Origin of the sequence: Methylibium sp. T29-B (assembly GCF_000576225.1) — a bacterium.
In the GTDB taxonomy this organism is placed as follows: domain Bacteria; phylum Pseudomonadota; class Gammaproteobacteria; order Burkholderiales; family Burkholderiaceae_C; genus Methylibium; species Methylibium petroleiphilum.
This window is the reverse complement of record NZ_AZSN01000114.1, coordinates 1-11,729: the sequence shown is the minus strand read 5'-3', so window position 1 is coordinate 11,729 and position 11,729 is coordinate 1. Positions and strand designations below refer to the sequence as shown.

At 65.9% G+C, this 11,729-nt stretch carries 11 protein-coding genes and 4 pseudogenes; 12 read left to right on the top strand and 3 right to left on the bottom strand.

Annotated elements, in window-relative coordinates:
- Window positions 1–137 precede the first annotated feature (137 nt).
- The 10 genes and pseudogenes from Y694_RS23590 to Y694_RS15735 form a co-directional block, all read left to right on the top strand.
- Window positions 138–601 (top strand): annotated as a pseudogene (locus Y694_RS23590) (transposase); the annotation flags it as partial.
- A 267-nt stretch (window positions 602–868) separates the two neighbouring features.
- Window positions 869–1,966: an Ldh family oxidoreductase gene (locus Y694_RS15765; RefSeq protein ID WP_051495828.1), complete on the top strand. Its 1,098-nt coding sequence runs from the start codon at window positions 869–871 to the stop codon at window positions 1,964–1,966.
- Window positions 1,966–2,388 (top strand): HIT family protein, encoded by a 423-nt coding sequence (locus tag Y694_RS15760; protein ID WP_051495827.1) that lies wholly within the window; start codon window positions 1,966–1,968, stop codon window positions 2,386–2,388. Before Y694_RS15765 ends, Y694_RS15760 begins: the two co-directional genes overlap by 1 nt.
- An 11-nt stretch (window positions 2,389–2,399) precedes the next feature.
- Entirely contained in the window at window positions 2,400–4,739 is a 2,340-nt protein-coding gene (locus Y694_RS15755; RefSeq protein ID WP_051495826.1) for a pyruvate, phosphate dikinase, read from the top strand.
- A complete protein-coding gene (locus Y694_RS15750) occupies window positions 4,715–4,939 on the top strand; it encodes a hypothetical protein (protein ID WP_197028800.1) in 225 nt (74 codons plus the stop codon). Before Y694_RS15755 ends, Y694_RS15750 begins: the two co-directional genes overlap by 25 nt.
- A gap of 75 nt (window positions 4,940–5,014) precedes the next feature.
- The gene (locus Y694_RS15745) at window positions 5,015–5,908 is read left to right on the top strand and encodes an NAD(P)-dependent oxidoreductase (RefSeq protein ID WP_036234155.1); all 894 of its coding nucleotides are present in this window, start codon (window positions 5,015–5,017) and stop codon (window positions 5,906–5,908) included.
- A gap of 36 nt (window positions 5,909–5,944) precedes the next feature.
- Window positions 5,945–6,289: pseudogene (locus tag Y694_RS27250) on the top strand (histidine phosphatase family protein); the annotation flags it as partial.
- Window positions 6,290–6,387: 98 nt separating this feature from the next.
- Complete coding sequence (locus Y694_RS27245; protein ID WP_051495825.1) at window positions 6,388–6,576, top strand: histidine phosphatase family protein; 189 nt, start codon at window positions 6,388–6,390, stop codon at window positions 6,574–6,576.
- A gap of 196 nt (window positions 6,577–6,772) precedes the next feature.
- The gene (locus tag Y694_RS26060) at window positions 6,773–6,979 is read left to right on the top strand and encodes a hypothetical protein (RefSeq protein WP_231497720.1); all 207 of its coding nucleotides are present in this window, start codon (window positions 6,773–6,775) and stop codon (window positions 6,977–6,979) included.
- A 27-nt stretch (window positions 6,980–7,006) separates the two neighbouring features.
- Window positions 7,007–7,711 (top strand): annotated as a pseudogene (locus Y694_RS15735) (transporter); the annotation flags it as partial.
- A 63-nt stretch (window positions 7,712–7,774) separates the two neighbouring features.
- On the opposite strand, the gene Y694_RS24925 reads toward Y694_RS15735, so the two are convergent.
- On the bottom strand, window positions 7,775–8,116 hold the full coding sequence (locus Y694_RS24925; RefSeq protein ID WP_162531426.1) for a hypothetical protein: 342 nt from the start codon (window positions 8,114–8,116) through the stop codon (window positions 7,775–7,777).
- Between Y694_RS24925 and Y694_RS15730 the strand changes: the two are divergent.
- Window positions 8,061–9,100 (top strand): annotated as a pseudogene (locus tag Y694_RS15730) (IS110 family transposase); the annotation flags it as partial. The gene Y694_RS24925 and the pseudogene Y694_RS15730 sit on opposite strands and share 56 nt — an antisense overlap.
- A 483-nt stretch (window positions 9,101–9,583) precedes the next feature.
- Window positions 9,584–10,252 (top strand): GntR family transcriptional regulator, encoded by a 669-nt coding sequence (locus Y694_RS15725; RefSeq protein WP_036234163.1) that lies wholly within the window; start codon window positions 9,584–9,586, stop codon window positions 10,250–10,252.
- 13 nt (window positions 10,253–10,265) lie between these two features.
- Here Y694_RS15725 and Y694_RS15720 read toward each other — a convergent pair.
- Both Y694_RS15720 and Y694_RS26055 read right to left on the bottom strand, forming a co-directional pair.
- Window positions 10,266–11,392, bottom strand: a protein-coding gene (locus tag Y694_RS15720) for an IS3 family transposase (protein ID WP_409072488.1) whose coding sequence is annotated in 2 segments (ribosomal slippage) — window positions 10,266–11,143 and window positions 11,143–11,392 — 1,128 coding nt in all. Because the reading frame shifts where the segments join, the coding sequence is not laid out codon by codon here.
- 142 nt (window positions 11,393–11,534) lie between these two features.
- Window positions 11,535–11,729: hypothetical protein (locus tag Y694_RS26055; protein WP_036234150.1), on the bottom strand; the 195-nt coding region annotated here is incomplete at its 5' end.

The following is an 11,729-nucleotide window of genomic DNA, read 5'->3' as shown; positions in this document are numbered from 1 at the left end:
GCGCCACTGCTGTTCCATCACTGGCGCGTCGCCGGACCACAGGTTGGATGACGGGAGCCGTATGACGCGAGAGTGTCACGTTCGGTTCTGCGAGCGGCTGAGGAGGAAGTTCCCGCGGCCGACTCACCACTTCGGTATTCTTCAGTATGAAGGCGCACATCGCCGTGGACGCTGCCAGCGGCTTGGTGCACACGGTCACCACCACGGCGGCCAAGGAAGCCGATTCGAGCAGGTCGCCGACCTGCTGCACGGCAAGGAAGAACACGTCTGGGCCGACTCGGGCTACCGCGGCGCGCAGTTCCGCGGGTAGCCCGAGGACCTGCAGAGGCACATCGCTGCCCGCCCGAGTGACATCGCCAAGCTGCCCGAGGGGCGCAGGAAGACAGCGGCCCAGAAGCGCGAGCACCGCAAGGCCAGTGTCAGGGCCAAGGTCGAGCACCCGTTTCGGGTCATCAAGCGGCAGTTCGGGCTGATGATGGTGCGCTTTGGCGGGCTGGCCAAGAACACCGCGCACGTGGTGACACTGTTCGCTCTGTCGAACCTGTGGATGGCGCGACGACAGTTGATGTCGCTGGCAGCAGTCCGTCCGCGAAGCGCATGAGGCGCCAACAACGCGGCAAAGCTCGCTCGAAACGCTTCGCCGCGAGCCCGTTCGCGCGGTCGCTGCGACTCGGCGGCTCGAACGCGTCCACGTTTGCACGTTGTTCACCTTCCCTATGGGCGCCGCGGCTTCGCGAGCCCCGCCTCGGTGTTCGGTAGCAGACAAATACGCACGTTCACTTTGTTCGCTGAAGGATAGAGACAAACTCGCGCGGCGCGACCATAGTAGGCAATCCGACAGATCCACACAGAGACAGGAAGTCCACACATGAGCGCACCCGCAGTCAAGAAGGTTCTCGTCGACAGCGGCGAGTTGAGGAAGAAGGTGGCCTCGCTTTTCGAGGCGGTGGGCGTCTCGCCCGGGCACGCCGACGAGATCGCCGAAGTCGTCGTATTCGCCGACATGCGCGGGGTCGAGTCGCATGGAGTGCAGTTCACGCCGCGCTATGTTCGAGGCATCATGCGCGGGCACCTCAATGCGAAGCCGAACATTCGAGTCATCCACCAACGCGGAGCGGTGGCCGTTGTGGATGCCGACAATGGCCTTGGCTTTCTTTCCACGCGATTCGCAATGAAACAGGCCATAGCCATCGCCGCGGAACAGGGCAGCGGTTCGGTGGCGGTGCGCAACAGCAACCACTTCGGACCTGCGGCCTTCTACCCGATGATGGCGCTGGAAGCCGGGATGATCGGGTACGCCACGACCGACGGCCCGCCGCACACGGTGGTTTGGGGCAGCCGCAAGCCGGTGCTGTCCAATGATCCCGTCGCGTGGGCGTTCCCCACGCTCGAAGGGCCGCCGATCGTCGTGGACACCGCGTTCACTGGCGTGAAAGAGAAGATCCGGCTCGCCGCCCAGCGCGGCGGCACGATCCCCGCCGACTGGGCCGTGGGGCCCGACGGCAACCCGACGACCGACCCGAAGGTCGCGCTCGAGGGTTACCTGCTGCCCATCGGGCAGCACAAGGGCTCGGCGCTGATCGTCGCCAACGAGATCGTCTGCGGCGCCTTGGCTGGAGCTCAGTTTAGCTTCGAGGTGTCTCCGGCGCTGGTGATGGGCGCCGACCATCACGATTCCTGGAAGTGCGGCCATTTCGTGCAGGCGCTGGATCCGGGTGCCTTCGGCGACCGCAAGGCGTTCCTGCGCCGTACCAGCGAGCTGGCGTCGGCCCTGCGCAACGCGCCGCGGGCCGAGGGCGTGCAGCGAATCTGCATGCCCGGCGAGATTGAGGCCGAGTTGTCGGCGCAGCGATTGAGGGACGGGTTGCCGCTGGCCGTCACCACGCTCGAGGCGCTTGATGCCGTGGCGCGTGAGGCCGGTGCGTCACTGCCGTCGGCCACGCTGGCAACGCGGAACATGTCGTGATGGCCTGGGCCTGCGCCGTCTGCGGGTTCAGTCTCGGCAAGCCGATCGCGAGCCTCGAAGCTAGCGAGCTTTGCTTCGTCTCGGACCGGCGCTTCCCCGGCCGCTGCGTCCTCACCCTGCGCGAGCACGCGACCGAACTGTTCGAGGCGTCGGTGACCGCACGACAGGCGTTCACTGAGGACATGAGCCGGGCCGCGCGGGCGATCAAGCTGGCCGTAGGTGCGTTCAAGATGAACTACGAGATCCTCGGCAACGCCGACCCTCATGTTCATTGCCACCTGATTCCGCGCCAGCTCGACGAGCCGAACCCGCGCGTGCCGGCATGGCTGCATCCTCAGCCGCAAGCAGATCTCGATGAAGCAAGTGCGCGCCGAATCAAGGATCGGATCCGCGAGTTGCTCGATACTGGAGACAAGGGATGAGCGCCAGGACGATGAAGGGCGTCGCCGCCACCGAGCGTTTCGTCTACCCCTTCGCCGAGGCCACGCATCTCGATGCTTCGGTGCTCGGCGGCAAGGGGGCGGGGCTCGTTCAGATGACGGCCTCGGGTTTCCCCGTGCCACCGGGATTCGTCATCACGACACGCGCATGCGCCGTCAACAAGGGCGGCACGCTCACCGACGCGCTATGGCAGGAGATCGTGCAGGCCGTGCACCGGCTTGAAACGCAAACCGGCTGCGCCTTCGGCAAGGGAGCCAAGCCGCTGCTTGTCTCGGTCCGATCCGGGGCGCCGGTGAGCATGCCGGGCATGATGGATACGGTGCTCAACCTCGGCATGAACGAGCAGACCACCGTCGCGCTGGCGAAGGCGACTGGCGGCAGCTATCGCTTTGCGGCCCAGACCTTCGCGAGGTTCGCGCGCATGTATGCCGACATCGTCCTCGGCATCGCCGACGAGATTCTGGTCGATGACGCGAGCCGCACGGCCATCGACACGGTCAAGGACGAAAAGTCGCTGCGGTCTGCGGTGCGGCTCGCCGCAGAGAGCGCCGGCTCGGCCGCCGGCAGCGCCTTTCCGAGCGACCCTTGGGACCAGCTCAGGCAGGCGGTGGTCGCTGTCTTCGAGTCATGGAACTCGCGCCGCGCGGTGCGCTACCGCGAGCACCACAAGATCGCCCACGACCTGGGCACCGCGGTCGTCATTCAGCAGATGGTCTTCGGCAACCTCGGCAGCCCGTCGGGGACCGGCGTGGCCTTCACACGGGACCCGCGCGACGGCTCGCCGAAGTTGTTCGGTGAGTATCTCGAGAACGGCCAGGGCGAAGACATCGTCGCCGGAACCCACACGCCGGAGTCGCTGGATGCCCTTGGCCAGCGGAACCCGGACCTGCTCGGACGGCTCGAGTCGCTGGCGCGGGCTCTGGAGCAGACGTACCGCGACGTGCTCGACATCGAGTTCACCGTGCAGGAAGGCGTCCTGTACCTGCTGCAAGTGCGCGTCGGCAAGCGCACTGCGGAGGCAGCGATACGCATCGCCAGCGACCTGTTCGACGAAAGCGTCATCGACCGCGAGACCGTGCTTCAGCGGGTGACCGCCGATCATCTGCGCCAGATCCTGCGGCCTCGGTTCCTGCCGGATGCCGTCGAAGCGGCGCGCGCCGGCAGCGCGCTCCTGGCGGTCGGCACCGGCGCGTCGCCTGGCCAGGTCAGCGGCCGCATCGTGCTCGACCCCGATCGCGCCGAGCAGATGGCTGCCGATGGCAAACCCGTGGTTCTGATGCGCGTGTTCACGAGTCCACGCGATCTGCACGGAATGCTCGCGGCGCAGGCAATTGTCACCGCCAGAGGTGGGTCTACCAGCCACGCGGCGGTGGTGGCGCGCGCGCTCGACAAGCCGTGCATCGTCGGCTGCGAGCAACTCGACATCGACACTGAGCGACGCGTGGTCCGCGTCGGCGACCGGGACTTGACGGAGGGGACCTCCGTTTCCATCGACGGCGCCACCGGAGAGGTGTTCGAGGGGTCCCTGCCGACCGACGCGCGCAGTCCAGAATCGATGAGCCAAGTCGGCCGCATCCTGCAGATCGCCGACGAGCTCAGCGGCTGTACTGTCTTTCATCGCGTCTCCACTCCGGACATGGCGCGCCAAGCCATCGCGGCCGGTGCGCACGGTATCGGCACACGCATTGACGAGACCCTGGCCGCATGCGAGGGTTTCGAAACACTGATCGACGCAGTGTCCGCCCACAGGCGCGGCCCTGCGGCTGCGAATGCATCCGCTCTGACGGCGCTCGAGGATGTGATCTCGGAGACACTGGTCAAGATCATGAAGGTCGTGCATCCGAAGCCCTTCGCGGCGCGGATCGCCAATCTGTCCAGTGGAGTCGCAGGCGAGGCTGTCTCTGACTTCACCGACATCGCGCCCTCGCCGGCGATCTGGCTGCCGCTGGGCTCTCCGCAACTGCTGCGCGCGCAGATCCGCGGGCTGGTGCGTGCAAAGGAGATTGCCAACTATCCGGACAACGTGATCCTGATGGTCGGCAGCGTCAACACCGAGGCCGAGGCGATCGCACTGAGGACGGCCTGTCGGGAGGCGGGCGGTGCCTCGCTCAAGCTCGGCCTAGCCACTCGCAGCGCCCACAGCCTGCTGGAACTGCCTCGCATCGCCAAGCACGTCGACATGCTGTGGATCGACTACCGTTCGCTTTGCGCCTCGATCTACAGGTATCCCGACGACCTGATGCTGTCTCATGACGCATGGAAGTCCTATCTCTCCGAGGCTTCATGCCGCTGGATCCGGCCAACGAGGTGGACGAGGCGATCGAGCGGCTGATGCCCACCTTGCCGCGCACCGGGCACTCGTGCGAATTCGGTGTCACCTTCTACGGCTGGGCGGTGAGCGAGAAGGTGGTGCGCTTTTTCACCGAGCGCGGATTCACGAACTTCGGAGTGGACATGAATGGCCTGGGCGCGACCCGCCTGCTTCTGGGCCGCTTGACGTCGCAGGCGGGAGGGTCCGGCACGCCGTCCTGAGGATCGGACGCAACGGTGCCGATGGTTGGCCACGCGGCGTGCCCACGAGGCACGCACGATTACGGAGAAGTGCTTATGAACGAGATTGGTCTGATTGGCTTGGGGAACATCGGCGGGGGAATGTGCAAGCGCCTGCTCGATCGCGGCATCGCGGTCGTCGGGTTCGATGTCTCCTCGGAGGCCGCGAACGCGGCGGCGGAACTGGGCGCGAAGATCGAACCGAGCCCCGGGGCCGTCGCGCAGCGGGTCGACGTCGTCGTCACGTCGCTGCCGAATCCGGCGATCGTGCGCGACGTCTACCTCGGGAGCGGCGGGCTCGTTGCGAAGGCGCGGCGCGGGAGCACGCTGATCGAGACCAGCACCATCGATCCGCACACCATCCGCCATGTCGCGGAGGCCGCCGCCGCCGCGGGAGTCGACATCCTCGACGTTGCGCTTTCGGGCGAGCCGCCGCAGGCGATTCTCGGCGAGTTGGTCTTCCAGGTGGGGGGTGCCGACGACCTGATCGACCGGCATCTCGATCTGCTGCAGGTGCTGGCGAAGAAGATCAATCGAACCGGGGGCATCGGCACGGCCAAGACCGTCAAGCTCGTCAACAACCTGATGTCGCTGGGCAACGTGGCCGTGGCCGCGGAAGCCTTCGTCCTGGGCGTGAAGTGCGGGATGGAACCGAAGCGGCTGTACGACATCCTGTCCGTTTCGGGCGGGCGTTCGGCGCACTTCATCTCCGGCTTCCAGAAGGTGATCGAAGGCGAGTACCGGGCCAGCTTCAAGACCAGCCTGGCCCTGAAGGACATCAACCTGATCCTCGACCTCGCGAAGGAGGAGCACTATGCGGTCCAGCTCGCGCCGGTGATTGCTTCGCTGTATCGCAACGCCGTCGAGCAGGGGCTGGGAGAAGACAACTTCACGTCGGTGGTCAAGGGCTATGAAGCCACGGCCGGGATCCAGGTCGGCACGTCACGCTAGCCACGACTGCGGGGGGTCCGCATCGTCGATCATGAAATGAACGCTACGCAGTTCATCCTCGTCAGGCATGTCGAGACGCTATGGAACCGGCAGGGAAGGATCCAGGGCCACCTGGACAGTCCGTTGACCGCCGAAGGCGTCGCACAGGCGCAAGCCCTCGCCAGGCGGCTGAGCGGGACCAGGTACGACCTGTTCGTCAGCAGCGACCTGGGGCGAGCGCAGGCGACGGCTGCGTACATCGCCGCCGAGATCGGGATGGAGCCGGTGCTGGACATGCGGCTGCGCGAGCGCCACTACGGCATTTTCCAGGGCATGACGCGTGCCGAGGCCAAGGCGACTCATCCGAGGTCTACCGGCGCTACAGCGATGAGGACGTCGAGTTCGCCATTCCGGGGGGCGAAAGCACGCAGGCCTGCTTTGCGCGCAGCGTCGGCTGTCTCGAGGAGCTGGCCGCATGCCGCCCCGGGCAGCGGATCCTTGTGGTTACCCACGGCGGCGTGGTCGATGGCCTGTATCGCCACACGAAGAAGCTGCCTCACGTCGGTTCACGCGTCTTCTCGATGGTCAACGGAAGCCTCAACGAGTTTCTCTACGAGCGCGGCGAGTGGCACCTGAAGTCCTGGGCCGACGTCGCGCATCTGGAAGGCACTCCGCTGGACGACGTCTGATGGGCACGGCTGCCACCCGCATGGACCCGAGGGCGCCTGTGCAACCAGGAGTCGGAGTCGGAATGCCGGTCACCCAGCGGCCCCCCACACGTATATGCACGCATGACTCGAGGCCGCCGTAGCTGGCCAAGCCTTCAAGCCATGACTCTTCCAATCACAACACCTTGCCGGCTTTGACGGCGCACAGGAGACAAGCATGACAAGCAGTATGAAGATTCGCTCGGAGGGGGGCAGGTCAGGGCCGTTCGCCCACCTGCTCGATGGCCTGAGGACGCTCGCACTGGCGGCCCTGCTGCCGTTGGTCGCGCTGCACAGCCAACCGGCGCGGGCGCTCGATCTGGACGCCGACGACTACGCCTCGGGCGCGATCCCCGCGGGAACGAATCTCGCGCTGCTGTACTAGCAGCGCAACAAGGTCTACAGCAACGGCAACCAGGTTGCTGGCGGTGATCTCAAGTCGGACGTCGGGATCTTGCGCCTCGTCCGTTTCGTCGACATTGGTGGCTTCCGCGCCGATCCGCAGATCCTGCTGCCCTTCGGCAGCCTGAAGGCCGGCAACGACCTGAGCGCGCTGGGCAGCACCAGTGGAGTCGCCGACCTCATCGTCGCCGCGACCGTCTGGCTGGTGAACAAGCCGGCAGAGGGCGAGTTCTTCGGCGTGACGCCGGCGGTGTGGGTACCGATTGGCTCGTACGACAAGAACAAGGCGCTCAACCTCGGCGAGAACCGCTGGAAGTACCTGCTGCAGGCAGGCTACACCACGCCAGTGGGATCGAAGGACCTGTCACTGCAACTGGCAGCCGACGTGACCGGCTTCGGCCGCAACGACGACTTCGGGCCCAACGGCCGGTCGCTGTCACAGAAGCCGCTGTACCAGTTCCAGGCCTGGCTCAAGTACAGCCTTGGCGGCGGTCTCGACCTGCGCGCGGGAACCTCCCACTTCGTCGGCGGCGAGACCTCGGTGGACGGCGTTGCCAACGACGACCGCACGCGAACCACCAACGCCAAGTTCGGCGTCGGCTGGGGCTTCGCGCCTGGCTGGCACTTCTTGGCCCTCTATGGTCGTGACTTGTCCGTGCGCAACGGACTGAAGGAGTCAGATCGCATCAACCTGCGCCTGCTGAAGGCGTTCTGAGCATCCCAGGCCCATGCCCATGCCCGCGCCCGGCGTTCGCGAAGGAGCGATGGATCTGCTGCGCTACAAGGCGAACGGCAGCGCCGTCATGACCGATACGTCATTCGTGCGAGCCCGTGGCGTTGTCGGACGTTGCGGTGCGAGCCCGCTCTTGAGCATGGTCCGCAGGCCGTCAGCGACAGTGGTGAGCGGCGCGATCCGCATCCCCTTGAGCGCCCCCAGGCGGCGCAAACGCCGCCGCCCCCCGAGGGGGTTGAGTAGCCCGGCGGAGCCGGATCTACTCAACAGATCGAGTCGAAATCGACGCCTTGCATGGCGCTGCCGTTCACCGACCATGGTGGGGCAGAGCATGGCAATGCGCACACGAGAAGACGAGGTGTTCCCGAACGCGGCGGGCATCGACATCGGGGCGTCCAGCCACTGGGTGGTGGTGCTGCGGCACTTGGCCGGAGCTGCCGGCTGCGAGCCGGTGCGCGCGGCAGCGGCGATGACCGCCGACTTTAAGGAGTTGGCTGAGTGGCTGGTGAGCCTTGGGGGTAGACACGGTGGCGGTGGAATCCACCGGGGTGTACTGGATTCCGGTGTTCGAGGTGCTGGAGCAGCACGGGCTGAAGGTGTAGCGGGTCGATGCGCTGCAGTTGAAGTAAGTTCCTGGGCGCAAGAGCGACGTACAGGACTGCCAGTAGCTGCAGAAGCTCATGAGCCTGGGGCTGTTGCGCACGGCCTGGCGGCCCAGCGCCGAGGTGTGCGTGCTGCGCGCGGTGGCGCGCCAGCGCGAGACGCTGCTCGTCGAGCAGGCTAGCTGGGTGCAGCGCATGCAAAAGGGCGCTGGTGCAGATGAACATCCAGCTTACCGAGGTCTTGAGCGACGTGATGGGCCAGACTGGACAGGCCATCGTGCGCGACATCGTGGCCGGAGTGCGTGAGCCCAGGCAGCTGGCGCGACATCGCCAGCGTCGCGTCAAGGCCAGCGCGGCCGAGATTGCCAACGCGCTGGAAGGCGACTGGCGCGAGGAGCACCTGTTCGTGCCGAAGCAGGCGCTGGCGATGTATGACGATATCGCTCGCCACCTGGCCGAGTGCGACGCGCGGCTCGACGCGCTGCTGGACGCGCGCAGCCAAGCCAAGGTCGACATCGGCAAGCTGCCGCGCGCGGGTAGCAAGGCGCGCGCGGAGCACGAGATCCGCCAGCGCCTGGCCAACTGGGCGGGCGTGGACCTCACGCGCATCAACGGGCTGGGGGTGACGGTGGTGATGAAGCTGCTCAGCGAGATCGGCCCGGATGTCAGCCGCTTCGCCAGCGTCAAGCACTTCTGTTCCTGGCTCGGGCTGTGCCCGGGGCAGGCGATGTCTGAATTTCTGTCTGCGAGGCGCTCTGATATGAGACTTTTCTAGGGCGGCGGTCAGCGCTTGCGACGAACCGACCGACGCGGTGGGGAAGTCGGTCTTCATCCTACGCGGCCGTCGGCCTAGTGAGTCGGTCGGCGTAGAGGACGGCGAATTGGCCCATCGCCGTCTTCCAATTCACCTTGGCGCAGGAATCGCTTGAGCCCCTGGTAGAGCGCCGAGGGATCAAGGGCCCCGAAACGATCGGCCAGTTCGCGGCCGTCGAGCGTGGGCACGCCCCGGCGATCGCGTCGCCACGTCCCTGGCGGCTTGCGCGATCGCCCGGAACACTGTCCGCGATCAGCTGGGAATGGGTGTCCGCGATCAATGGAATGCGCAAACTCGGCCACCGCCTGCCGCGTCCACAGCACGTAGACGACCGTCGTCAGGGCGCAAGGCGTCGAGCGCAGATGTGGATACAAGGTTGAAGGGATTGGCCATGACGCGATAATGGACACGGGAGGAAACGCCGACACCGACATCTTGATGAAGACGCTGACGACGAGACCCAACTTGCTGGAACAGGTGCGTGACGCCATCCTCGCCGAGATTGCTTCCGGGGTCTTCGCGCCTGGCGACCGGATCATCCAGACGGAGATTGCCCATGGTTTTGGGGTCTCGCGACAGCCGGTACAACAGGCGCTGGCCATGTTGCGCAACCAGGGCGTGCTTCAGGACGCGCCGGGTCGCGGACTCGTCGTCGCACCGCTGGATCCTGACTACGTGCGGCACATGTACGACATTCGAGCTTCGATCGAAGGGGTGGCGGCACGCCGCGCAGCCGAGCTGAGCGCCGAGCAAGCCGCGCGTCGGGGACCTGCGTTGATCAAGGCCGGCCGTAGGGCCGTGGCGCAGCTAGCATTCGCCAAGATGATCGACGCAGACATGAAGTTCCACGAGTTCATCTATGGTCTGTCTGGCAACCCACTCATTCGGCCGACACTCGAAACCCATCTCACCTATACGCAGCGGGTGATGGGCGAAGTCCTGATCCGAGACGAAAGTTCCAAGGCCATCTGGGATCAGCACGAAGACATCCTCCAGGCGATCGCCAGGGGCGACGGCGATCGGAGCGAAGCCCTCATGCGCTCGCATCTCATGAAGGCAGCCGCCGTCATGGTCGAAAGACTGCGCAATGGGCGCAAGAGGGCATAGGCGACACTCGTCCCTAAGCGCTTTTGGCAGGCAAGGCCCACGGCTCACGAATGTCCGGCGATCCTTCGCAGGACGCGCAGAGACCCGGCGCAGCTGTGTTGTAAGCGATGGGATGGACGCCCCTTCCGGTCGAGTGGTGGCTGACACTTCCACTCTGCGCGTCCGCCAGTGACAAGAACCAGGTGGCGTTCAGGCACTCCTGGCGCAGCCGGCCGTTGAAGCTCTCCACGCCGGCGTTGTCGGTCGGCTTGCCCGGCCGGCTGAAGTCGAGCTCGACGCCGCGCTCGTAGGCCCACTTGTCCATCACCTTGGAGATGAACTCGCTGCCGTTGTCGGTCTTGATCGTTCCCGGCAGGCCACGCTGCGCGGTAATGGCATTGAGCGTGCGCACGACGTCCTCCCCCTTCAGGCTCTGCCCGACGTCGGTGGCCAGGCACTCCCGCGTGTACAGGTCCACGACCGTGAGCATGCGCAGCTTGCGCCCGTCGAACAGCGCGTCGGCCACGAAGTCCATGCTCCAGATCTCGTTGATGGCGCTGGCCAGCTTCTTGGGCTGACGCAGCTTGGCCGCCTTGTTGCGCCGCGGCCGCTTCAGCCGCAGCGACAGGCCTTCCTCGCGGTACAGCCGGTACACCCGCTTGACGTTGTCCCTGTGGCCTTCGCGGCGCAGCATCACGTGCACACGGCGGTAGCCGTAGTGCACCCGCGTCTGCGTGATCTCCTTGATGCGCAGCTTCAATGCCGACTCGTCCTTCTTGACCGCCTTGTACAGGTAGGTCGACGCCGACATCTTCACCACGCGCAAGGCGTTGCGCTGGCTGCACCCAAAGCACTGCATCAGCTCGGGCACCAGCGCACGTCGCTGCGAAGGCCTCAAAGGTTTTTTGCGACGACGCGCTGCAGCATGGCCTTGTCCAGGCTCAGGTCCGCCACGATCTGCTTGAGCTTGCGGTTCTCCTCCTCGAGCTGGCGCAGTCGGCGCAGCTCCGAAGGGCCCACGCCACCGTACTTCTTGCGCCACACGTAGAAGGTCGCTTCGCTGATGCCCATCTTGCGGCAGACCTCCTCGACGCTGATGCCCAGCTCGGCCTGCTTGAGCGCGAACGCGATCTGCTCGTCAGTGAACTTGCTCTTCCTCACGGCATGCTCTCCTGGCCCCGACGGGGGCCTCCATCATGCCGGTCGTTCTGTTACCGAACGGTTCGGAAACCTGGGACAGGGTCACGGGCAGCTTCTTGCGCCGGCACTTGAGCACCATCAGGCCTTCTTCGCGGTAGACCCGCTAGTCTAGGTGCGCTTGACGTTGATCGCCCAGCCGTCGATCCGCAGACGGCTGTGCAGCATCCGGTAGCCGTGGCGGCGGTGCCGGCTGCGCGAGCTCCGTCAGGCGCTCGCGCAGCCGGCAGTTGCCGTCGTCGCGCGGCTGGTAGCGCGGGGTGCTGGGGCTCATGCCCACCAGGCGCAAGGCCTGGCGTTC

Excerpts from the sequence above, each read along its gene's own strand:
- Y694_RS15765 (WP_051495828.1), top strand. The coding sequence starts at position 869 with ATGAGCGCACCCGCAGTCAAGAAGGTTCTCGTCGACAGCGGCGAGTTG.
- Y694_RS15760 (WP_051495827.1), top strand. The coding sequence starts at position 1,966 with ATGGCCTGGGCCTGCGCCGTCTGCGGGTTCAGTCTCGGCAAGCCGATC.
- Y694_RS15755 (WP_051495826.1), top strand. The coding sequence starts at position 2,400 with ATGAAGGGCGTCGCCGCCACCGAGCGTTTCGTCTACCCCTTCGCCGAG.
- Y694_RS15745 (WP_036234155.1), top strand. The coding sequence starts at position 5,015 with ATGAACGAGATTGGTCTGATTGGCTTGGGGAACATCGGCGGGGGAATG.
- Y694_RS26060 (WP_231497720.1), top strand. The coding sequence starts at position 6,773 with ATGACAAGCAGTATGAAGATTCGCTCGGAGGGGGGCAGGTCAGGGCCG.
- Y694_RS24925 (WP_162531426.1), bottom strand. The coding sequence starts at position 8,116 with ATGTCGATGCCCGCCGCGTTCGGGAACACCTCGTCTTCTCGTGTGCGC.
- Y694_RS15725 (WP_036234163.1), top strand. The coding sequence starts at position 9,584 with ATGAAGACGCTGACGACGAGACCCAACTTGCTGGAACAGGTGCGTGAC.